At 67.4% G+C, this 22938-nt stretch carries 17 protein-coding genes and 1 tRNA gene; 8 read left to right on the forward strand and 10 right to left on the reverse strand.

The genetic code is table 11. The features are described from left to right. Positions 1–3 precede the first annotated feature (3 nt). A complete protein-coding gene (locus IE191_RS03410) occupies positions 4–1038 on the reverse strand; it encodes a quinone-dependent dihydroorotate dehydrogenase (protein ID WP_191322929.1) in 1035 nt (344 codons plus the stop codon). 399 nt (positions 1039–1437) lie between these two features. On the opposite strand from IE191_RS03410, the gene IE191_RS03415 reads away from it, so the two are divergent. Next, entirely contained in the window at positions 1438–2349 is a 912-nt protein-coding gene (locus IE191_RS03415; RefSeq protein WP_191322930.1) for a helix-turn-helix domain-containing protein, read from the forward strand. A gap of 163 nt (positions 2350–2512) precedes the next feature. Here IE191_RS03415 and lldD read toward each other — a convergent pair whose 3' ends face one another. The 3 genes from lldD to IE191_RS03430 form a co-directional block, all read right to left on the reverse strand. Beyond that, complete coding sequence (lldD, locus tag IE191_RS03420) at positions 2513–3652, reverse strand: FMN-dependent L-lactate dehydrogenase LldD (RefSeq protein WP_191322931.1); 1140 nt, start codon at positions 3650–3652, stop codon at positions 2513–2515. A gap of 230 nt (positions 3653–3882) precedes the next feature. Continuing rightward, the gene (locus tag IE191_RS03425) at positions 3883–10536 is read right to left on the reverse strand and encodes a calcium-binding protein (protein WP_191323010.1); all 6654 of its coding nucleotides are present in this window, start codon (positions 10534–10536) and stop codon (positions 3883–3885) included. A gap of 392 nt (positions 10537–10928) precedes the next feature. Then, positions 10929–11005: transfer RNA gene (locus IE191_RS03430), tRNA-Arg, on the reverse strand. Positions 11006–11129: 124 nt separating this feature from the next. On the opposite strand from IE191_RS03430, the gene IE191_RS20990 reads away from it, so the two are divergent. Together IE191_RS20990 and IE191_RS03440 are read left to right on the forward strand one after the other, a co-directional pair. After that, a complete protein-coding gene (locus IE191_RS20990; protein WP_229815078.1) occupies positions 11130–11636 on the forward strand; it encodes a hypothetical protein in 507 nt (168 codons plus the stop codon). Between the two features lie 42 nt (positions 11637–11678). Continuing rightward, positions 11679–12176: an MmcB family DNA repair protein gene (locus IE191_RS03440; RefSeq protein WP_191322932.1), complete on the forward strand. Its 498-nt coding sequence runs from the start codon at positions 11679–11681 to the stop codon at positions 12174–12176. Between the two features lie 9 nt (positions 12177–12185). Here IE191_RS03440 and IE191_RS03445 read toward each other — a convergent pair whose 3' ends face one another. The 5 genes from IE191_RS03445 to IE191_RS03465 all read right to left on the reverse strand — a co-directional run bounded on the left by IE191_RS03445 (position 12186) and on the right by IE191_RS03465 (position 17558). Further along, the gene (locus tag IE191_RS03445) at positions 12186–12599 is read right to left on the reverse strand and encodes a helix-turn-helix domain-containing protein (protein ID WP_191322933.1); all 414 of its coding nucleotides are present in this window, start codon (positions 12597–12599) and stop codon (positions 12186–12188) included. Positions 12600–12679: 80 nt separating this feature from the next. Then, positions 12680–13795, reverse strand: a complete 1116-nt coding sequence (locus IE191_RS03450) for a sensor histidine kinase (protein ID WP_191322934.1) — start codon at positions 13793–13795, stop codon at positions 12680–12682. Continuing rightward, positions 13792–14238, reverse strand: a complete 447-nt coding sequence (locus IE191_RS03455) for a response regulator (protein ID WP_191322935.1) — start codon at positions 14236–14238, stop codon at positions 13792–13794. The genes IE191_RS03450 and IE191_RS03455 overlap by 4 nt, the downstream gene beginning before the upstream one ends. 5 nt (positions 14239–14243) lie before the next feature. Further along, complete coding sequence (locus IE191_RS03460; RefSeq protein WP_191322936.1) at positions 14244–15749, reverse strand: sensor histidine kinase; 1506 nt, start codon at positions 15747–15749, stop codon at positions 14244–14246. Positions 15750–15977: 228 nt separating this feature from the next. Continuing rightward, positions 15978–17558 (reverse strand): DEAD/DEAH box helicase, encoded by a 1581-nt coding sequence (locus IE191_RS03465; RefSeq protein ID WP_191322937.1) that lies wholly within the window; start codon positions 17556–17558, stop codon positions 15978–15980. Between the two features lie 197 nt (positions 17559–17755). On the opposite strand from IE191_RS03465, the gene IE191_RS20995 reads away from it, so the two are divergent. Beyond that, positions 17756–18037 carry a DUF1289 domain-containing protein gene (locus IE191_RS20995; RefSeq protein WP_229815079.1) on the forward strand — a complete coding sequence of 94 codons (282 nt, stop codon included), beginning with the start codon at positions 17756–17758 and terminating at the stop codon, positions 18035–18037. A gap of 210 nt (positions 18038–18247) precedes the next feature. Further along, positions 18248–18835: a TMEM165/GDT1 family protein gene (locus IE191_RS03475; protein ID WP_191322938.1), complete on the forward strand. Its 588-nt coding sequence runs from the start codon at positions 18248–18250 to the stop codon at positions 18833–18835. Positions 18836–19064: 229 nt separating this feature from the next. Here IE191_RS03475 and IE191_RS03480 read toward each other — a convergent pair whose 3' ends face one another. After that, positions 19065–20327: a NupC/NupG family nucleoside CNT transporter gene (locus IE191_RS03480; RefSeq protein WP_191322939.1), complete on the reverse strand. Its 1263-nt coding sequence runs from the start codon at positions 20325–20327 to the stop codon at positions 19065–19067. Positions 20328–20428: 101 nt separating this feature from the next. On the opposite strand from IE191_RS03480, the gene IE191_RS03485 reads away from it, so the two are divergent. From IE191_RS03485 to IE191_RS03495, 3 genes are all read left to right on the forward strand, one after another. Next, the gene (locus IE191_RS03485) at positions 20429–21109 is read left to right on the forward strand and encodes a queuosine precursor transporter (protein ID WP_373299232.1); all 681 of its coding nucleotides are present in this window, start codon (positions 20429–20431) and stop codon (positions 21107–21109) included. A gap of 205 nt (positions 21110–21314) precedes the next feature. Beyond that, on the forward strand, positions 21315–22229 hold the full coding sequence (argB, locus tag IE191_RS03490) for an acetylglutamate kinase (protein WP_191322941.1): 915 nt from the start codon (positions 21315–21317) through the stop codon (positions 22227–22229). Positions 22230–22303: 74 nt separating this feature from the next. Then, complete coding sequence (locus IE191_RS03495) at positions 22304–22930, forward strand: hypothetical protein (RefSeq protein WP_191322942.1); 627 nt, start codon at positions 22304–22306, stop codon at positions 22928–22930. The last annotated feature ends 8 nt before the right edge of the window (positions 22931–22938 follow it).

The following is a 22938-nucleotide window of genomic DNA, read 5'->3' on the forward strand; positions in this document are numbered from 1 at the left end:
TCGCTATTCCGTCCCGACCGCCTCTGCAATGCTTGTCATGCCTTCGGCACGCACGCGACGGGCCAGGCCAGAGACAATTGCCTGCGCCAGCTTGGGGCCGCGGAACACCATGGCGCTGTAAAGCTGCACCAGGCTGGCCCCGGCGCGGATGCGCTGCCAGGCGTCTTCCGCGCTGGCAATGCCGCCCACGCCGATCAGCGGGATGGCGCCGCCGGTCGCGCGGCGGAACGCGCGCAGCGTGTCCAGCGCCAGCGGGACGAGCGGCTTGCCGGACAGGCCGCCGCTTTCCCCGGCATGGGAAGAGCGCAGGCCGTCCGGGCGCGTGATCGTGGTGTTGCTGACGATCAGCGCATCGAGCCGCTTGTCGAGCGCGATGCGGCAGATCGCATCGATGTCGGAATGCTGGAGATCGGGGGCCAGCTTGAGGAAAATCGGCGTCTTGTGCGGCCCGCGCGCGGCGATCACCGCATCGAGCAGGGCGCTGAGGGCGCCTTCGTCTTGCAGCGCGCGCAGGCCCGGCGTGTTGGGCGAGCTGATGTTGACCGTGAGATAGGTGGCCAGCGGCGCCATGATCCGCGTCATTTCCGCGTAGTCGGCCACGCGATCGGGCGAATCCTTGTTGGCCCCGATGTTGGCCCCGACGATGCCGGGGCGGCCCAGGCGCTGCGTCAGGCGGCGGGCGACAATATCGGCGCCGTCGTTGTTGAAGCCCATCCGGTTGATCACAGCTTCGTCTTCGACCAGGCGGAACAGGCGAGGGCGCGGATTGCCGGCCTGCGGGCGCAGCGTAACCGTTCCGATTTCGACGAAACCGAAGCCCAGCCCGAACAGCGCATCGGGCACTTCGCCGTTCTTGTCGAATCCGGGCGCCAGGCCCACCGGATTGGGAAAGACGATTCCTGCCACCCGCTGGGCCAGGGCGGGTTCCGGCGCAGCGCGGCCGCCCTGTGGCCAGAGCGCCAGCGTCCGCAGCGTCATGGTGTGGGCGGTTTCGGCCGGCAAACGAAAAAGCAAAGGGCGTGCAAGACGATAGAGCATTACCGGGCCATGCGTTGGGAGCGATCGGGGAACGGGGTTTCCCTATTGCGGTCCCGGCGCGTGACGCCAAGTCGCAAAACGCGGTTGTGATGGATTGGGAATGCGGCAGGGGGCGAAAACTTCTCTCCTGTGGCGCGGATGCCACCGATTTTGTCGAATCCATACAATCCGGGAATCGGCCCATCGCTTAGTCCCGCCCTGCGACCCGAAGGGCTCGGTGCAGGAATGTATCGGGTTCTCCACTTCACGGCGGCTTGGCCCCTGGGCTTGGCCGCCGTTTTTTCTTCCATTCTGGAAGTATCGGGCGGTTCGTCTTGACAGCACAGGGACTTGAATGGTCGCTGGCAGGATGGCTCCAGAGGATAGATCACAGCAGCGGCAGACGGACCGGTTGCCACGATGACCGGCGTCGTCCCGTTGCAACGGCTGGTGGCTGGCGAGGGTAGGGACCTGGTCGATCCGGCCGCGCTGACCATCGCCTATCAGGCGCCGCCACCACCGCTGGCGCCCTATGTCGGGCGTTTTTTCCTGATGTGCGGCCAAGCGCCGGAACGGGTCGACATGCTGCCGGCCGGCCCTGGCGTGCTGGCGCTGTTCCTTCAGGGCGCGGGCACGCTGCGCCTGACGGGCGGTGTTGCCGATGCCAGCCATTGCGCCAGCCTGGTCACCCCGTTGCGCACGGCGGCGCGGATCGAGCTGGCCGGTCCTTGGCAGGTGTTCGGTACGCTGCTCTCGCCGCTCGGCTGGGCTGCGCTCACCGGCGGCCGCTCTGCTGCGGACCTGGGCAATCGGCTGCGCGATGCCGGCGAACTGCTGGGCAGCGGGGTGCGGCGCCTGGCGATCGAGCTGGCCCAGGGCCATGCCGTGCAGCCCTTTGCCCTGGCCGAACTGGTGGCGCGGGCGGCGCCGGTGCTCGCCGCGCGGTTGCACGCCTTGCCCGAGCCGCATGTGCGCCTGGTGGCAGAGGTGGAGGCGTGGCTGGGCCGGGCGCCATCGCCGTCCCTGGACGATCTCTATCGCGATGCCTGCTATTCGCCGCGCCAGTTGCAGCGGCTGGTCGATCGCTATTTCGGCCTGCCGCCCAAGCAACTCGCCCGGCGGCAGCGCGCCTTGCGCGCCGCAGCCCTGCTGGCCGATCCGCGCACCGCGCCACAGCAGGTGGCCAGCATGGCGGACCATTTCTATGACCAGTCCCACCTGATCCGCGAAGTGCGGCTGGTGACCGGGCGGACCCCGGCACGTCTGGCCGAACGCAGCCTGCCGCTGCTCGATGCCATGCTGGGCCTCTACGCGCCGCCTTCCGACGCTTAGAGCCCGACCCAAAAGTCTGGCGGCGGAGGTTTGGCGAGGGATTTTGGGTCACCGCAAGAAGGCTGGGAGCCCAGCGATGCTGGAAGCATCGTGGCGAGCAGCCGACGTAGCGGTGGCGCAAAAGACCCGCCAAGGCGACCCGCAGGACTTTTGGGTCGGGCTCTTAGGCGCCCTGCGCCAGGGTATGTGCGCCCAGATCGGCCACGGTGCGGGCGCCGGTCAGGGCCATGGTTACGCGCATGTCGCGCGCGATGAGGTCGAGCAACTGGCTTACGCCCGCGCCACCGCGCGCGGCCAGGGCATAGATGAACGCGCGGCCCAGCATCACCGCATCCGCCCCGCTGGCCAGCATGCGCACCACATCGAGCCCGGTGCGCACGCCGGAATCGGCCAGGATGCGCAAGTCTCCCGCCACGGCATCGGCCACGCGCGGCAGGGCCGCCACCGACGACAGCGTGCCGTCTAGCTGGCGCCCGCCATGGTTGGACACGACCACGCCATCGGCGCCAAAGCGCACGGCGTCGCGCGCGTCGCCGGGTTCGAGAATGCCTTTCACGATCATCGGCCCGTCCCAGAACGCGCGGATCCATTCCAGATCCTTCCAGCCGATCGCCGGATCGAAATTGGCGCCCAGCCAGCCGATGTAGTCGCCCAGCGCCATCGGCTTGCCCATGTAGTGCGAGATATTGCCCAGATCGTGCGGGCGGCCGCGCAGGCCCACGTCCCATGCCCAGCCGGGATGCGTTGCCGCCTGGACCATGCGGCGGAACGCGGCATTGGGGCCAGACATGCCGGAATGCGCGTCGCGATAGCGCGAGCCGGGCAGGGGCATGTCCACGGTGAACACCAGGGTCTTGATTCCCGCCGCCTTGGCCCGCTCCAGCACGTTGCGCATGAAGCCGCGATCCTTGAGCACATAGAGCTGGAACCAGATCGGGCGCGGGCAGGGCGCCTGGACTTCCTCCAGCGGGCAGACCGAGACGGTGGACAGCGTGAACGGCACCCCGGCGGCGGCGGCGGCCCGCGCCGCCTGCACTTCGCCGCGCCGCGCATACATGCCGGTCAGCCCCACCGGAGCGAGCACCAAGGGCAAGGCCATGTCTTCGCCGAACAGGGTGGTGGCGGTGGACAGGCCCTCCACGTCGCGCAGCACGTTCTGGCGCACCGTCAGTTGCTGGAGATCGGCCTCGTTGCGGCGCAGGGTGGTTTCCGCGCCCGATCCCCCGTCGATGTAGTGGAACAGGAATGGCGGCAGGCGTCGCTGGGCCGCGCGGCGGAAATCGGTGGGGGCGGAAATGATCATCGCGCGTGCCTCCTGCCGGGCCATGCCGGGGTCTTGGGCCAGCGCGGCGCCTGCATCGGGAAAGACAGGGCAGCGGGCCGGGATATGGCCCGCGCCTTATCACGGCCAGTGCGGGTAGGGGAGGGGCAATTAGCGATGATGACGGATATTGATTGGTTGCAATCAAAAAAGGGGGACGCCGCAGCGTCCCCCTTCCGATGTTCTGTGGACAGGCTTTTAGCCAAGTGGCGTCAAAGCTGGAAGTCCGAAGCCTGGAGGTTGATCACGCCGTCCAGACGGATCCAGAAATCGGACAGCCCATCGCCGTTGGTATCGCCTTGGACATAGGTGTTGCCCGCCGTCTGGATATAGCGCAGCTCGCCTGCGACATGGTGGAACGCACTGTTGCCGATCCAGGTAAAGGCATCGTCGCCCACGGTGTTGGTGTTGGCATCCACCCCAATCAGCGAGATCAGGTCCTTCGACCCGCGCGAGAAATCGGTGATGCGATCGGCCGTGCTGGCCGTGTTGCCGCCGAAATCGCCGTCGCGGAAGATGAACTTGTCCGCCCCGGCGCCGCCGGTCAGCACGTCACGCCCGGCCCCGCCGATCAGGCGATCGTTGCCCGCGCCGCCATCCAGCGTGTTGCGCCCGGCATTGCCGGTGATCACGTTGGCGCCGCTGTTGCCGGTCACCACCAGGTTCTTGGTGCCGGTCAGCGTGACGTTGTCGACGTCCACGCCCATGGTGAAGCTGTGGTTCGAAGCCACCGTGACCACGTCCGACAAGGCGAACCGGATGCCGCCCAGCGCTTCATACTTGCTGGCGTTGATGGTGATGCCGGTGGTGGCGTCGATTCCGGTCACCCCCGATCCGGCGAGGCCGGCGATCGCATCGACGCTGAGTGCGGCAATGGCAGCGCCGGTATCGACCAGCGTGATGGACCCACTGCTGATCAACTGGACATTGCCGAGCTGCGCGGCCTGTGCCGCCGTGAGGTTGAGCGCCCCGTCCGAAATCTCCACGGCATCGACCCCGTTGGCGTCCATCGCGGCAAACGCCGCCGGGGAAAGCGTGGCCAGTTCCGCCGCGCTGGCGGTGATGGTCACATCGTCTGCTGCGGTCAGGCGCATGGTCCCCAGCGCGGTGAACTGCGCCAGAGACAGCGTCAGGGTATCGTCCTGCGCGTCGATCGCGCTGATCCCCCGCCCGGCCAGCCAGGCCAGTTCCGACGGCGCCAGGCCACCCAGCGTGGCGCCGGTTTCCGCCAGCACCACATTGCCGCCCACAAAGGTGTAATCGGCATAGCGCGACAGATCGGCCAGCCCCAGCGTCAGCGTGCCCTGGGTGATGGCAATGGCATCGATGCCATGCTGGCCCAGGATGGCGCGGGTCTGGTTGTCGAGCGAGGCGGCCTGTTGCGCGGTGAGATCGACCACCGCCAGATCCTGATAGGCAACATACATGCCGCCCATCGCGCTGACTTGCGCCAGCGAAAGATGCAGCGTGCCGTCCGTGGCATCGACCAGGCCAACCCCGCGCGCCGCCAGGCTTTCCAGCGCCTCGGGCGAAAGCGCCGCGATATTGGCGCCGGTGTCGGCCAGGGCGCGGCCATCGTATCCGGCCAGTTCCATGGTCCCCAGCGCCGCATATTGCGCCACCGACAGGCTCAGCGCGCCGAAAACCTGGAGGATGTCCACGCCCTGGGCCTGGAGCGCGGCAAAGTCGGACGGCGTGAGAGCGCCAATTTCCTCGGCACTCACCGTGGCGCGCACCGTCACGTCCGGATCGATCGCCAGTCCGCCAGCCGCCAGATGGCCCAGCGTGGCGAGATCGACATAAAGCGGTTCGCCCAGCGTGCCCACCTGATCCACCCCGGCCGTCACCAGCGCGGCGATATCCTGGGCGGAAAGCATGGCCAGCGCATCGCCGTTGAACCACAGCGTGACCGTGTCCGCCTGAGTCAGGGCGACGCTGCCCAGCGCCTGGAACTGCGTGAACGACAAGGTCAGGTGATCGTCGGTGGCGTCGATCCGGGTCACGCCGCTGTCGGCCAGGGTGGCAAGGGTTTCCTCGCCCAGAACCGCCAGCGCGCTGCCGGCATCGGCCAGCACCACGGGCTCGCCGGGCGCGAAGCCGATCCCGTCCTGCACCAGGCGCGACCAGGTTTCCACCGGCAGCGCCAGTTCGCCATCGGTGGCGTGCAGCATGGTGACGCCTTGTGCGGCCAGCGTATCGATCGCTTCGCGCGTCAGGCTGCCGAGCGTGGCGGGGGTATCGGCCAGGGTCACGTCCCCGGCGCTGATCAGCGCGATATCGGCCAGGCGCAGCGCCTCGAACCCGGCCAGGTCGAACGCGACGGTGCCGCTGCTGACCAGGATCTGCGAGACGCCGAGCATGTCGAGCGTGGCAATGTCCGAATGCGACAGCCCGGCAAGGTGCGCGGCACTGTCAATCACCGCGATCGCGCCGGATTCCAGGTTGAAGTCAACCAGTGCAAGCGCCTGCGCCAGGGTGAGCGACGGGCTGGCGTTGCCCAGCGTGATCGAGTCGATGCCATGGCCGGCAAGGCCGGAGATTTCGGCCGGCGTCATGGCGGCCAGTTCCGCAGGCGTGAGCGCCAGCGCAAAATCGCTGGCCTCGGCCAGGGTCATGCCGTCGAGCGCCTGGTACTGCGCCAGGGAAAGGGTCACGAGCGCGCCGTTATCGGCCAGGATATCGATCCCGGCGGCGGCGAGGTCTGCCAGGTTTGCCGGGGTCAGCGCGGCAAGCTGGGATGCGCTGAGCTCCAGCGTCACCGTGTCGCTCGCCGTCAGCGCAATATCACCCTGGAGTGCGGCGAACTCGGCATAGGACAGCGTCAGCACGTCGTCGGTGGCATCGATCTGATGCACCCCGTCCTGCACAGCGGCGGTGAGCTGGGTAGCGAGCAGCGTGGCGAGCGCCGCGCCGGTGTCTGTCACGATATAGCCGGCGCCGCTGACATCGAGGGCATGCAGCGCGACATATTGCTCAACCGTCACGACCATCGGCAGGTTGTCGGCCACCACAAGGCTGACGCCGGCATCGGTCAGGCGCGCGAGATCGGCCTGGGTCAGCGTGGACAGGGCGGCCGCATCGTCTTCCAGTACCAGGCTGTCGCTGGCATTGAAGGCAATGCCGTCCAGCGCGCGGAATGCGTCGAGGCCCAGCGTGATCTGGTTGTCCGTGGCATCGATCGCGTCCACGCCCAGATCGTGCAGCGCTTCGATCATGGCCACGCTCAGCATGCCCAGTTGGGCGCCGCTATCGGCCAGAGTGAACAGGGCCTGCGCGCTCACGCGCACGCTGCCCAGCGCATCGAGCTGTTCCAGGCTGAGCGACAGTGCGCTGTCGGTGACCGCAACGATGTCGATCCCGCGTGCCGCCAGGTCGCTCAGGGCGACAGGGCTCAGCGCTGCCAGCGCGGCGCCGCTATCGGCCAGGGTGACCGTGTCGCCGGTGGCAAATACCACGTTGCCCAGCGCATCGAGCTGGTCGAGCGAGACCTGCAAGGTGCCGAGGTCCGACGCCAGGGTATCGATGCCCAGGGCGGAAAGGCCGGTCAGGGTCTGTGCGCTGGTGCCGTCCAGCGCATCTTGCGAGGTGATCAGCGTGGCATCGCTGGCCGCCGTGATCGTGGCGTTGCCCAGGGCATCGAGCTGGTCCCAGGTCCACGCCAGTGTCCCTTGCGTGACGCCCACGGCGGTGAAGGGATAGACCAGCAGGGCGGCGATCTGCGTCGGTGTCAAGGCATTGAGCACGCTGGCGCTGTCGGCCAGAGTGGCGCCGTTGTCGTCGACGAACTGGATTCCCTCGCTGGCGTCGATCTGCGCTTTGGTGAAGACCAGGCCGTCATCCTGCACATGGATGACCACCGAGCCCTTGCCCGCGAACGCGGCGATTTGTGCAGGCGTGAGATCGGAAATCGCGGCGCCCGCGTCTTCGATCACCAGAGTATTGCCGTTGGCCGGCACCATGTCGCCAATCGCCAGGGCCTGCGCGGTATCGAGTGTCAGGGTCTGGCTGTTGGTCGCAAAAGTGTCCGCGCCGACGGCGGCCAGCGCAGCCCATTGCGTGGGGCTCAAGGCCCGGAGCGTGGCGGCATCATCCAGGACAGTCAAAGTGCTGCCGTCGGCGAGCGTCGCGCCGGTGAGAGCCAGCGCGTGTTCGGCATCGAATTCGCCGGACTGGTCGATGAACGAAACATGGTCCACCCCCTGGGCGACAAGGTCGGCCAGGGTTGCCGCAGACAGTCCGGCGATCGTCGCGCTGCTGTCGGCCAGGGTGATCGTGTCGTCGCTGGCCAGGGCCAGGCCGCCCAGCGCCTGGATCTGCGCGACGGTGAGCGCAAGGACATGGTCGGTCGTGGCCAGGGCATCGACCCCGGTGGCGGCCAGATCGGAAAAGTCCTGCGCCGTAAGCGCGGCAAACTGCGCGCCGGTGGCGACGACGGTGACCAGATCCCCAGCGGTGAGCGCCACGCTGCCCAGCGCCTGCACCTGTTCCAGCGAAAGCGTCAGCACGTTGTCGCTGGCATCGATGCCATCGAAGCCGCGTGTGGCCAGATCGGCGAGGGCAGCGGTGCCCAGCGCGGCAAGGTTGGCGCCGCTATCGGCCAGGGTGATCATGTCGCCGACGGTCAGCGTCACGCCGGCCAGGGCCTCGGCTTGTGCCACCGTCAGGTTCAGCGTGTCGTCGCTGGCATCGATCGCATCGATCCCGGCCGTGGTCAGCGCAGCCAGGTCCGTGGCCGAAAGGGCAGCCAGGTTGGCGCCGGTATCGGCCAGGGTGACGGTGTTGGCCGGGGTCAGCGCGATCGTGCCCAGCGCCTGGGCCTGCGCGACGGACAGCGCGAGGCTGCCGCCGCTGGCTTCGACGCGGTCGATCCCGGCCGTAGCCAGCGCGGCGATCTCGATGGCGGACAGCGCCTCCAGATGGGCGGCGCTATCCGACAGAACGATCGTGTCGCTGCCGACCAAGGCTACGTTGCCCAGCGCCAGGGCCTGGGCAGCGGTGAGCGTCAGGGTGCCTCCGGTGGCATGGATCGTGTCGATCCCCGCGCCAGCCAGCGCGGCGATCTCGACGGAGGACAGGGCCTGGAGGTTGCTGGCCGTGTCGGCCAGCGTCACGCTGTCGGCTTGCGTCAGGGCGATGCTGTCGAGCGCCTGGAACTGCGCCACGGTCAGGCTCAGCGTATTGTCGCTGGCATCGATCCGGTCCACGCCGAGCAGCGCCAGATCTTCGATCGCGCCGGTCGAAAGCGCGGCCAGCGTGGCGCCGCTATCGGCCAGGGTAACGAGATCGGCAGCGGTCAGCGCGGTGCCGCTCTGGTCAACCGCCAGCGCCTGGTCGACGCTGAGCGCAAGCACATCGTCGGTCGCATCGATCCGGGTCACGCCGTGGAGATAGAGGTCTTCCAGCACCGTGCCGCTCACCACCGCGATCGCGGCGCCGGTGTCGGCCAGCACGGCGGTGTTTCCGGTCAGCCACAGGTTGTTGGTGAGCAGGGCCTGGCCTTGCGCCACGGACAGCATCGGCTCGCCGTTGGTCGGGCCGAGCAGGTCTACACCGGCGGTTGCCAGGGCAGCGAGCTGCGCCGGAGTCAGCGCTTCGATTTCGGCCACCGTGCCTTGCGCGATCACCGTGTTGCCTGCGGTCAGCGCCATGGTGCCCAGTGCATCGATCTGCGCGAACGACAGCGTCAGGCTGCCGTCGGTGGCATCGATCGCATCGAAGCCGGCGCTGGCCAGCGCGGCGATCTGGCCGGTCGTCAGCGCCGCGAGGTTGGCGCCGGTATCGGCCAGAGTCACCGTGTCGCTGGCGGTCAGCGCCACGCTGCCCAGCGCCTGGGCCTGGTCCACGGTCAGGCTCAGCGTGTTGTCGCTGGCATCGATGCGGTCCACCCCCAGCGTGCCCAGCTCGGCAATGGCGCTGGCTGAAAGCGCGGCAATGGCCGTGCCGGTATCGGCAAGCGTGACCACGTCGCCGCTGGCCAGTTCCACCGTTCCGAGCCCCTGCAACTGGGCCACGGTCAGGCTGAGCACATTGTCGGTCGTGTCGATCTTGTCGATCCCGGCGTCGGCCAGGGCGGCAATGTCGTCTGCCGACAGCGCGGCAAGGTTGGCGCCGGTGTCGGCCAGCGTGACGACGTCACCCGCCGCCAGTTCCACGGTGCCGAGCGCCTGGAACTGCGCTACGCTCAGCGTCAGCACATCGTCGGTGGCGTTGACCCTGTCAAAGCCCGCGGCGGCAAGGCCCGCGATCTCGGCCACGCTGAGCGCGCCGATGCTGGCGCCCGTGCCCGAAAGGGTGAGGACATCGTTCGCGGCCACGGTGATGCTGCCCAGCGCCTGGTACTGCGCAAGGGTGAGCGAGAGGACGTTGTTGGTGGCGTCGAGCTGGTCCACCCCGGCGGCGGCGAGGGCCGCGATCTGGGTGGCGGTGAGCGCCGAAAGGGTCGTTCCGGTGTCAACCAGCGTGACGGTGTCGCTGGCCGTCAGCGCCACGGTGCCCAGCGCCTGGAACTGCGCAACGGTGAGGTCCAGTGCGTCGTCGGTGGCGTCGATCTTGTCGATCCCGGCATCGGCCAGGGCGGCAATGTCCGTGGCCGAAAGCGTGGCGATGTTGGCACTGGTGTCAGCCAGCGTGATGACATCGCCCGCGGCCAGCGTGACCACGCCGAGTGCCTGGTACTGGGCCACGCTCAGGCTCAACACGTTGTCAGTGGCGTTGATCTTGTCGATCCCGTTCGCCGCAAGGTTGCCAATGGCCACTGCCGACAGAGCGGCGATGTTGGCACCGGTATCGGCCAGGGTGACGGTATCGCTCGACGAATAGGGCGCGTTGGCGTTGTAGGCCGACACTGTGACGGAGAAAGTCGCCATTTCTTGACACCTCAGGGCGTTGAAAAGACCATGGCAAACCGCTTCCTGCTCGCGGAAATGGGCCGCCAGGCGTGTTGATCCACCAGGCGGATGCCCGGCGGCGCTGTTGTCACGAGGTTCGGCGGAACTTATGCAAAATTGTTGGAATCGGCACAATATTGGATCACTTGCGCTGATTGCTAAGTCTATTCACCAATACTGACAGATCGTGTCCGCTGAACTTCATTCGCGGTTGGACATGCCCGGTTCACGGTGAATTTGTTTCCATGATTGTCTACGCAAAACTACGCCGGGATTTTGCGGATGCCCTGATGCCGGGCGGCGCACATGCGCGCCGGGAAGCGCCGGCAGCAAAGCCACGCCTTTGGAAAAGCACAGGAAATGTAGGGGAGTGGCGCACCCGACAGGATTCGAACCTGTGACCCCTGCCTTCGGAGGGCAGTACTCTATCCAGCTGAGCTACGGGTGCGTGAAGTGGCGCCCTAGCAGTGCCGCGCGGGCCATGCCAGCGCTTTTTGCGCGAGGTGGGCATGGGGGTGCGGCGCGGTGGAAAATTAGGATTCGGTTAACAATCGAGGCCTAGCGTTTCGGCCATGGAACAGCCCCCCTTCCAGTCCTTTCGCGCGGCTCGTGATCCGGAGCTTGAGCGCATCGTGCCGGAATCGCCGGACCGCAATGCCGCGCTCTTTCTGCCGGGCCGGGCGGGTGACGTGCTCGGCGCCGATCGGCTGGCAGCGCGGGCGCGCCTCGCCGGCACTTCGCCGCTCGACACGGTGTGGACGGCGCTGCACGAAGCAGCGCGTGCCGTGGCGCACCTCGCCGGGCAGGCGCCGGAACCGCTGCGGCCCGATGTGCGCAACTTTCCCGCGATCATGCGCGCCACGGGCGGCTGGCGCGCAGAGCAGGCGCGGCAGGGCATCGAAGACCTGGCGGCCGTGCTGCAACCGGGCCTGCGCGCGCTGATTGCCGCGCAGGGCCATGCCCCGCCGGGAGCGCTGCAATCCGCAGCCCAGGCCTTGTGGCAGGAATTCCAGACAGCGCGCGCCGCACTGCTCGATCTCATCCCGCCGCTGAACCTGCGTCCGCACGATCGGGGTTAGCCACGGCTTTACCTGTTCGCATTATGTTCCTAATCTGGCGGCATGCCTGATTCGCTCGTTTCCGCCACCGTGCCAGCAGCCCCAGCCGACGCTTTGGCGGTGGCGCGGGGCATTGCCCGCCTGTTTGCCCGCAACGATATCTGGTGCCTTTCGGAAATGCCGCTGCGCAATGGGCGGCGGGCAGACCTGATGGGCATCGATGGCAAGGGGCGGGTGGTGATCGTGGAAATCAAGGTGAGCCGCGCCGATCTGCTGGGTGATGCCAAGTGGCCGGAATACCTCGATCATTGCGATCGGTTCTACTGGGGCCTGGCGCCGCATCTCGATCGCACGGTGCTCAACGATCCGGCGTTCCTGCCGCAGGCCTGCGGAATCATCGTGGCCGATGGGTATGATGCCGAAATCCTGCGACCCGCGCCCAGCCTGCCGCTGGCCGCCGCACGCCGCAAGGTGGAAGTGGAACGCCTGGCGCGCGCCGCGTTGCGTCGTCAAGTCGTGGCGGCCGACCCGCACTGTGCCACCTGGGCCATGGAATCCTGAAGACCGCGTTCAGGCCGGCGCCGGCTGGCCGGCCCGCAGAATCTTGGAAACCAGCGCTTGCGAAATGCCGAGCACGCGGGCGGTTTCGGTCTGGGTGAGGCCGCGCGCCGCGAGCGCGAGAATCTGCGCATCGCGTGCGGCGCGGGCCTGCGCGCCGCTGCGCCCCGGCACTGGGGGCTGATCGGCCCCGGCGATCTCCCGCGTCGCCTGCGCCAGCCCCGGGCCAAGGATATCGTGCGTAGCGGTGCGGCCATCGGTGCCGCTGGTGCTCAGCCGGGCAAGGCCGGTGACCTTGTCGATGGACAGCGTGCAGCGCGCAACGGCCGGGTCATCCATGGCCTGCGCCAGCAAGGCGCCAACGGCGCTGGCCAGGCCTGCGTCATCGGCAGTCTTCTCGGCATTCCGCTTGCGTTTCTTGCCCATCACCAGCTCCCGGCTGCGGCATCATCACGGAAAAGTATTCGTTATAGTATTTGTATCACGCCGGGCTGCGGTGGCAAGGCTCAGATCTGGAAATCGGCGGCAAGGCCGTCCTCTGCGGGGGCGAGATCTTCCGGGCCGAGCGTCAGCGTCAGCGATGCCCGCGTGCCAGGCATGGCCTGGCCGGGGTGAACCGGTGCATGGGCCAGCCGCGCACCGCGCGAACGGGTGAGGGCATCGATCAGCCGGGTGCCGAGCCCGGTGCCCTGGACCGAGCCATCGGGCGGCATGCCCTGGCCATCGTCTTCCACGCTCAGTGTCAGCAAGGTGTTGCCACCTGCTGCCTCGGCCAAGCGCAGGGTGACCCGCACTTGGCCCTCGGCCTCGGCGGGATAGGCATATTTGCAGGCGTTGCCGACCAGCTCGTTGGCGGCCAGCCCGATCGTCACGGCCAGGTCCGTCTTGACCCGTGCCGCGTCGGCATCGACCGTCACCGTGCGGGTGCGATGGGTGGACCAGGCCTCTCCCATGTCGCTGGCCAGGGCGGCGAGGTATTCGTCGATGGCAACGAATTCCACGTCGTTGGACGTATAGAGCCGGCGGTTGACCTGGGCGATCGTGGCGATGCGCTGGTGCGCGCGGTGCAGCGCGTCACGCGCCGCGGCATTGTCCACGCTGCGCGCCTGCATCGAAACGAAAGCCATGACCATCTGGAGATTGTTGGCCACGCGGTGGTTCACTTCGCGCAGCAATGCTTCGAGCCGGGCATTGCTGGCGCGCAGGTCTTCCTCGGCGCGGTCCCGCGCGCGGCGCAGTGCGGCCGCTTCCAGCACCTGGTCGAAACTTTGCGCCAGCAGGTCGAAGAAATCCTCGCCCACGGTCTTGACCACATAGTCCTGCGCACCGGCCTTGAGCGCGGCCACGGCAATGCGGCTTTCCTCCGAACCGGTGACGTAGACGATCGGTGGGCAATCGGGGAGCGCGCGCAGACCCTCCAGCGTGGAAAGGCCGTCGCGGCCAGGCATGTAGTGGTCCACGGCGACCAGGTCGAAGCGTTCGCGCGCGGTCAGCGCCACGCCTTCATCGCCGCTGGCGGCGGTCGTGATGGTGTAGCCCTTGCGCGCCAGAACGCGCGCGGCGAGGCGCCGCAACCCCTCGTCGTCATCAATATAGAGAATGCGCGCGGCTGGCGGGTTCAAGCCTCCTCCGCACTCGGGATCTGGATCACCGACAGGAACAGGCCGAGTTGGCGGATCGCGTCGGCAAAGCTTTCATAGTTTACCGGCTTGGTGATGTAGACGTTGCAACCCAGATCGTAGCAGCGCTGGATTTCCACCTTGTCGTCGGTGGTCGTCAGCACCACCACCGGCGTGCGGCGCAGCGGCCCGGCATCGCTCTTGATGCGGGCGAGGATGTCGATCCCGCTCATGTCCGGCAAGTTGAGATCGAGCAGCACCAGCGCCGGGCCGTTGTGGCTCGGGCCATGTTCGCTTTCCAGCAGGAACGACAGCGCAGACGTGCCATCGACGAAATGGTGAATCGCGTTGGAAATGCCGGCGCGGCGGATGTTCTTCTCGATCAGACGGGCGTGACCCTCGTCGTCCTCGATCATCACGATGTTGACGGGACGTTGATTATCCATGGGGATTATCCATTGGCTTCTGCGCCTTTCCATTCGATCGGCAGGTTGACGCGGAACGTGGCGCCCTGGCCCAGTTCCGACACCACCTCGATCACGCCGCCAAGGCGATAGGCAAGCGCACGAACATGCGCAAGACCAATGCCTTCGCCCGGCTGGTCCTGCACGCCCGAACGGCGGAAAAGATCGAAGATGCGCTCGTGATCACGCGGATCGATGCCGCGCCCGTTGTCGGCCACCTCGATGATCGCCCGCCCGCGCGCCACGCTGCCGCTGACGCGGATTTCGCCGGCGCGGCCCGGCTGAAGATACTTGAGCGCATTTTCCATGAGGTTGGACAGGATCTGCTCCAGCGCGGTGCGGTCGCTGGTCAGCATCGGCAGCGGCGCGATGGTCAGGGCCGTGCCGGTCTCGGTCAGGCGATGCTGCATCGTGTCGGCGATCGAGCGGACCAGGGCATTGAGATCGAGCAGTTCGGGGGCCAGCGTGCGCCGCCCTTCGCGCGAAAGGCGCAGGATCGCGTTGATCAGGCGGTCCATCTTCTGCGTGGAGCTGCGGATGAAGCCGATCGCTTCGGGCAGGTCTTCCTCCACCGCGCGGCGTACCTCCACTGGCGAGGGAATCGTGCTGCCCGGCTCGGCCGGATCGTCGAGCGAGCGGGCGATGACCTTGGTCGCCGCTTCCAGTTCGGCGGTGAAGCCCATGACGTTGACCAGGGGCGAGCGCAGGTCGTGGCTGACGATATAGGCAAAGCGCTGGATTTCGGCATTGGCGCGTTGCAGTTCGGTGGTGCGCGAATCAACCAGCTTTTCCAGATCGGCGTTGAGTGCGCTCAGTTCCAGGCGAGACCCACGCAATTCGCGCAGCGTGCGCCGCACCAGCAGGATCGTGGCCGTGGCGACGGTCAGGATCAGCAGGGCGATCCCCACCAGCACCAGGTTGAAGGTACGCAAGGTCTGCGTCTGCACCGCCTCGCGCTGGCGCAGCAGCGTGCGCTCCTCGTCGCCCATGGCATCGGCCACCTGGCGGATTTCGCGGATGTGCAGCACCACCGGATCGTGGAAGAAGTCGCTGCGCAGCGCTGCCTGGGCGCTCTTGCCACGGCTGCGTTCCAGCTTTTCGGCGTTGACGTAATCGGTCAGCAGGCGGCGCATGTGGCGGATGTTGGCGGCCTGGTCGGGGTTGTCCGCCGTCTTGCGCTCCACGCTGTCAAGATCGGCCAGGGCACTGGCGAGCGCGGTGTCGAACAAGGTGTTGAACGCGGGATCGTCGCTCAGCAGGCGGCCGCGTCGCGCCGTTTCCATCCGCTCGGTCTTGCTGGCAAAGGCGCCGATGCGGGCCTGCACTTCCAGTGTATGTGCCACCCAGCGCTCGCTGTCGGTGTTGCGCTTCTGCGTCCATAGCGCGGCGGCGAGGCCGGCGAGCAGCGCGGCAAAGCCGATCGTCAGCAGGGTGAGGATGAAACGGTTGACCCGGGCATCCCTGCCCAGCGCGGTCAGTTTGGTCGATTGCATTGAAACCCTTCCCGCGCGACTCACGAATGTCCGGCCCGATGATTTTGCTTGAGGCGCGCGCCCGCGCTTCAAATGCCGATTGGCGTCGATGGTTCCAGCGCAACCGCATTTTGCGACGAACCGTGTGCGGTTGCCATTCCGTCCGGCCCGGCGTCGCCGATGCAAAAAAGGGGCGCGAACCGGCTGGTTCACGCCCCTTTTTCCATGTGTCAGGCCATCCCGGCGGGATCAGACCACGCGGCGCACCTTGTTGCGGTGCTGGCCGGTCGTGGCCGGACCGCGCGGGCGGAAACGGCGCTTGGCCGCTGCTTCGCCACCGGCGTCGTGCCGCGCTGCCTCGCTGCGTCCACCGTCGGAACGACCGCCTTCGGGGCGAGGGCCGCCACGGCCACGATCCTGGCCAGTGCGTTCGCCGCGTGCCCGATCCCCATGGGCGCGTTCACCCTGGACCCGATCGCCGCCCTGCGAGCGGTCGTCACGGCGCTCGGGGCGGCCACCGTCGCGACGCCCACCGTCACGGCGTCCAGCATCATGACGGGCCCCATCCTGGCGCCCACCATCGCGGCGGCCACCGCCGGCGCGGCCGCGCGGCTGGTCGCGGCGTGCTTCGTTCTCTTCGCCAGCCGGGCGGCGGGCGGGAGCGGGCAGGCGGGCGGCATCGGCCAGGAAGTTTTCCGGCAGCGGCATGACGTCGGGCTTCACCTTGGTGAGCCGTTCGATGTCGCGCAGGTAGGGCTTTTCATCGGGCGCGCAGAAGCTGATCGCCACGCCATCGGCGCCGGCGCGCGCGGTGCGGCCGATGCGGTGCACGTATTGCTCGGGCACGTTGGGCAGTTCGAAGTTGAACACGTGGCTCACCCCCGAAACGTCGATGCCGCGTGCGGCGATGTCGGTCGCCACCAGGATCGGGCAGGAGCCCTGGCGGAAGGCTTCGAGGGCGGCGGTGCGCTGCGCCTGGCTCTTGTTGCCGTGGATGGCGCGGGCGTCGATCCCGGCGGCGGCCAGGTTGCGGGCCACGCGGTCCGCGCCATGCTTGGTGCGGGTGAACACGATGCCGCGATCGAGCTGCTTTTCGGCCAGCAGGCGGCGCACCGTCAGCGAGAGCAGCGCCTGCTTTTCCGGCTGGTTGAGGAAGCTGACGAACTGCTCCACCCGTTCCGCCGTGGTCGATTGCGGGGCCACTTCCACGCGCACCGGGTTCTTGATGAACTGCTTGCCGAGGTCTTCGATCGACTTGGGCATGGTGGCGGAGAAGAACAGGCTCTGGCGCTTGGCCGGCAGCAGGTTGGCCACGCGCTTGAGCGCATGGATGAAGCCCAGGTCCATCATCTGGTCGGCTTCGTCGAGCACGAAGATCTCGGTGCGGCCGATGGTCAGCGCGCGATTGTCGATCAGGTCGAGCAGGCGGCCCGGCGTTGCCACCAGGATGTCCACGCCGGGCACCAGGCGGCGGGCCTGCTTGCCGATGGGAATGCCACCGAACACGCAATCGACCGTCAGGCGCAGGTTCTTGGCGTAGCCCTTGATGTTGTCGGCGATCTGCGCGGCCAGTTCGCGCGTGGGCGAAAGCACCAGCATGCGGCAAGAGGCGGGCTTGCGCGGCTGCGGATCGGCGGCCAGGCGGTGCAGCGAGGGGAGGGCGAACGCGGCGGTCTTGCCGGTGCCGGTCTGGGCGATGCCCAGGAGATCGCGCCCTTCCAGCAGCGCGGGGATCGACTGGCGCTGGATCGGGGTGGGATCGTTGTAGCCCTTGGTTTCAAGCGCGCGGAGAATCGGCTCGGCAAGGCCAAGGTCGGAAAAATAGGACATGCAATTCCAATGCTTATCAATGCCTCCCGGCGCCGGTCGCAAAAAGGGCGACGGGCGCATGGGTGCAGGGTCGAACGTGCGACCCCTTGCGTGATAAAGGGAGGCGGGTGGGGCACGATGCGCGCGGCCGGGGCGGATCGTGCCGACTTGACGGCGATCTCACGCTTGCCCGGGCCTCTGTCACCAGCCACGCGAGCGTGGCGGGCGCATCGCACCTGCTGGCGCTGCCTTTACGCGCGAATGCTGCGCTGCGCAAGGAAATTGCGCGCATGGGCGCCGAGCCCTATGGCGGCGCGATGGACGCCCCACCCAGTCCCTGTACCGGCGTTTGCACGATCGATCCGGCCAGCACGCTGTGCCAGGGTTGCGCCCGCACGCTGACGGAAATCACCGCCTGGTACCGCGCTGGGCCGGCAGAAAAGCAAGCGATCCTGGTGCGTTGCAAAAAACGCCTTGCCAGCGGCAGCAAGGCCTCTTAACCGCACCGCCACGTCACTTGGGGAGTAGCCACCGCGCATCGGCGCGGCGCCCTGCGTCAACATGCTTGGTCGAGAGGCCATGGCGCGGGCAGAGGCAGGCCGGATGGGCCTGCTGCGGGCAAGACCAAATGACAGCGCGCGATTCGCCTGGCCGGGCGGAGTCGCGGGTTGTCGTTTGTCTTCGTCTCGCCCGGCCTGGATCGTATCACCATGGCACCCCTTTTCGAGGCTTTCTCCACCTCCACCGCTGTCGTCGCGCTGGCCGAAATCGGCGACAAGACGCAGTTGCTCGCCATTGTCCTGGCCACCCGCTTCAAGAAGCCGATGCCGATCGTGCTGGGCATTCTGGCAGCCACGATGGTCAACCATTTCCTCGCCGCGATGGTTGGCGTGGTCGCGGCCGACCTGCTCGACGGTCTTTGGTTCCGCTATGCCGTGGCCGCCGGCTTCCTGGCCATGGGGCTGTGGACGCTGGTGCCCGACAAGCTCGATGACGACGACGATGCGGCCAGGCCCGCCCGCTTCGGCGCGTTCCTGACCACCGTCGTGGCCTTCTTCCTGGTGGAAATGGGTGACAAGACCCAGGTGGCAACGATTGCGCTGGGCGCGCGCTTCCACGATGCCCTGGCCGTGACGGCAGGCACCACGTTGGGCATGATGCTGGCCAATGTGCCCGCCGTGTTCCTGGGCAACGCCCTGATCGCGCGCGTGCCGATGAACCTGGTGCGCCTGGTCGCCGCCGCGCTGTTCATCGTGATCGGCGCCTGGCTGCTGGCACAGACTGCGGGCCTGGTCTGACGGCCTTTGGGCTTGGCTCATGGGGGCTTCGACATGCTCAGCCCGAACGGTTTTGAAGGATCAACTCTTCACTTCCGTTCGCCCTGAGCCTGTCGAAGGGCGCATGCACAGCGCTCGCCTGCAAGGGGCTTCGACAAACTCAGCCCGAACGGGGTAAAGGTTTGAAATCCGTTCGCCCAGAGCTTGTCGAAGGGCCTGTCCTGAGCCTGTCGAAGGGCCAGTCCCCAGCTCAGAGAGACAGGAACAGCCCCGCCAGCGCCGCGCTCATCAGGTTGGAGAGAGCGCCGGCGCACAGCGCCTTGATGCCCAGGCGCGCGATCACCGTGCGCTGGTTGGGCGCCAGGCCGCCGGTCACGGCCATCTGGATGGCGATCGACGAGAAGTTGGCAAAGCCGCACAGCGCGAAGGTGACGATGGCGATGGTGTGGTCGGACAGGCCCTTGGCCTCTTGCAGATCGATGAAGCCGACGAATTCGTTGAGCACGATCTTGGTGCCGAACAGGCCGCCCGCCTGCATCGCCTCGGCCCAGTTGGGCGCGCCGAGCAGCAGGAACACCGGCGCGAAGATCGGCGCCAGGATCTGCTGGAACGTCAGCCCCGGATGGCCGAAGAAGCCGCCGGCCCAGCCGAGCATGCCGTTGGCCAGCGCGATCAGCGCGACGAAGGCGAGCAGCATCGCGCCCACCGCCACGGCCAGCTTCACCCCGGTCTGCGCCCCTTGCGCGGCGGCCATGATCAGGTTGGCCGGGCGCTGTTCTTCGGGCGCTTCTTCCAGCGAGGGCTTGATGTGCGGATTGGTCAGCGCGGCATCGCCTTCCACTGCATCGTGCAGCGGCGGCGTATCTGGCATGATCAGCTTGCCCATGAACACCCCGCCCGGGGCAGACATGAACGCGGCTGCCACGAGATAGTCCACCCGGACGCCAAGGCCGGCATAGGCCGCCAGGATCGTGCCGGCCACGCCGGCCATGCCCACGCTCATCACCGTGAAGATCTGGCTGGGGGTGAGCGCGGCGAGATAGGGGCGGATCACCAAGGGGGATTCGCTCTGCCCCACGAAGATGTTGGCCGCCGCGCACAGCGATTCCACGCGGCTGATCCCGGTGACCTTTTCCAGCGCGCCGCCGATCCAGCGGATCACCAGCGGCATGATGCCCAGGTAATAGAGGATCGAGATCAGCGCCGCGAAGAACACGATCGGCGGCAGCACGGCGATCGCCACGCTCTTGCCGCCCAGTTCCGCGCTGGCCAGGTTGCCGAACACGAACTCCACCCCGGCGCGGGAATAGGACAGCAACTGCTCCACCGCATGGGCCGCGCCTTGCAGCGCCGCCTTGCCCGGCGGGAAGCTGAGCACCAGCGCCGCCAGTCCCGCCTGGAGCGCGAAGGCGGGCAGCACCACCCGCCAGCGGATCGCGCGGCGGTTGGACGAGAGCAGGAATGCGATGGCAAACAGCAGCGCCATGCCGCCAAGACTGGAAAGAATGCGCATGGCGGGATCGCCAACTCCGCTTGTTTGGAATTTAGACGGTTTCGTTCCTAACCATATTTGGCGCCGCGTCAAAATCAGGATAGAGGCGAACGATGGAAAAGATGGCCCCATCCGCGCCGCAGCCGGCATCGCTGCCGCGCGCGCTCTTCGTGTTTGCCCTGGTTTACGGGGGTTTGGTCGTGCTCGCGGGCGTGCTGGGCGCCAAGATCGCCAGCCTGGGCACCTGGCCCCTGCTGGGCAGCCTGGCGGTGGAATCGGGCATTTTCTGCTTCCTGCTGCTGGTCGTGCTGTCCAGCACCACGGCCGAACTCTATGGCCAGAAGGCCGCGACGATGCTGGTGCGGCTGGGTTTCCTGCCGCTGATCCTGTCGATGGTGCTGCTCACCCTGGTGATCCACGCGGTGCCGCCCGCGCCGTTCTGGCAGGGGCAGGATGCCTTTGCCACGGTGCTGGGGCAGGGCGCGCGGATGCAGTTGGCCGGGCTGATTTCCTATGGCGTGTCGCAAACCCTCAACGTCCACGTCTTTGCCCGCATCGGCGGCGGGCAGGGGCAGCGCCTGATGCTGCGCGCCTGGCTCGCCAGCCTGCTGAGCCAGGTGGCCGATACCGTGCTGTTCATCACCCTGTCGTTCTGGGGCGAGAAGGGCGCCGACGGGCACCCCCTGCCGATCGGCGCGCTGATGACCGGCCAGTTGGGCGCCAAGCTGCTGCTCTCCACCCTGATGGTGCCGCCGTTGATCTGGCTGGCGGTGCGCCTCGGTCGCAAGCTGGATCGCGCCTGACGCAAATATTCACTGCAAATTCGGCGCAAGCCGTCTAAGAGCCCGTTTTGAAAATGCGCCATGGCGCATTTTCGTTGCGGCACCGGCCCGCTCCCCCACCCGACCTCCCACAGGGTACTATCGTTGGGAGGTCGGGTGGGGGAGCGGGCCGGTGCCGCAAATCCGGCTTTGCCGGATTTCCACACAGTCTTTAAGGCGCGCCATCATGGCCACGAACATCGATCAGACCGACTCCTATCGCACCAGCATGCTCGCCAAGGCGGAAACGCTGACCGAGGCGCTGCCCTACTTGCAGCGCTATGCCGGCAAGACCTTCGTGGTGAAGTATGGCGGCCACGCCATGGGCGATCCCGAGGCCGCGCGCGATTTTGCCGAAGACATCGTGCTGTTGAAGGCCGTGGGCGTGAACCCGGTGGTGGTGCATGGCGGCGGGCCGCAGATCGGCGCCATGCTCAAGAAGCTGGGCGTGGAATCGCGCTTTGTCGATGGCCTGCGCGTGACCGATGCGGCCACCGCCGAAGTGGCCGAGATGGTCCTCTCGGGCAAGATCAACAAGGAACTGGTGAGCTGGATCAGCGCGGCCGGTGGCAAGGCACTGGGCATTTCCGGCAAGGACGCGGGCCTTGTCACCGCCACCAAGGTGGAGCGCACCACCAAGGATCCGGAAAGCAACATCGAGCGCGCGGTGGACCTGGGATTTGTGGGCGAGCCGACCGAGATCGACCCGATGATCATCCACACCGCCAGCGCCGCCGGCTTCATCCCGGTGATCGCGCCGATCGGCGTGGGCAAGGATGGCCACACCTACAACATCAACGCCGATACCATGGCCGGCGCGATTGCCGCCAAGCTCGGCGCCTCGCGCCTGTTCCTGCTCACCGACGTGCCCGGCGTGCTCGACAAGGACAAGCGCCTGCTCACCGACCTGACGCCCGATGACATCGCCGGGTTGACGGAGGACGGCACGATCAGCGGTGGCATGATTCCCAAGCTGGAAACCTGCGTCCACGCGGTGGAAGCGGGCTGCGAAGCGGCGGTCGTGCTCGATGGCCGCGTGCCGCATGCCATGCTGCTGGAAATCTTCACCGCGCGCGGGGCAGGCACGCTGATCCATCGTTGATGAAATCTGGCTTTGCCGCATGGAAAATGCGCCTCGCGCATTTTCATGACGAACCCCGTTACGGAACGAAAGGCGTGGCCAAGCGTGGTAGCGGCATGATCCGCTTCTGCCTCGCCACCGCGCTCGCTTCCGCCATTGCCATCAATCTTGCCGGATGCGATCGGCAGCGCGATCCCGCGCCGCAGGCTTCGGCAACGGCGCCCGACAGCGCGGAAATGACGCCGCCACCATGGCTCGTCGCGCCGTCGGACATGCCGAGTGAAGACACGGCCCCCGATGCAGCCTCAAAGCCCCAGCCGGCGGCCGAGTCCGGGACCACGCCGGCGCCCAACCCCGCCTATGCCGCTGCGCTCAATGCCCGGCGTGATCCGGGCAAAGTGCTGACGGCCTGGGCCACCGCCGTGGAAGCGCGCGACTGGGCCTCTGTCCGCGCGTTCTGGGGCGATCATGGCCAGGCCAGTGGGCTCGATCCCAAGGCCTTTGCCGCGCGCTGGGGCAAACTGGTGCAGCCGCGCGTGACGGTGGAAACCGGCGAATCCGAAGGCGCGGCCGGCTCGATCTATTACACCGCGCCCGTCACGATCATCGACGGCGCCCGCCGCCTGACCGGCGAAGTCGTGCTGCGCCGCGTCAACGACGTGCCTGGCGCCACGCCCGAACAGTTGCGCTGGCATATCGAAAGCACCACGCTTGCCCCATAAGCGCGCGG

The sequence above is a fragment of the Novosphingobium pokkalii genome, from assembly GCF_014652855.1.
Taxonomy (GTDB): Bacteria; Pseudomonadota; Alphaproteobacteria; order Sphingomonadales; family Sphingomonadaceae; genus Novosphingobium; species Novosphingobium pokkalii.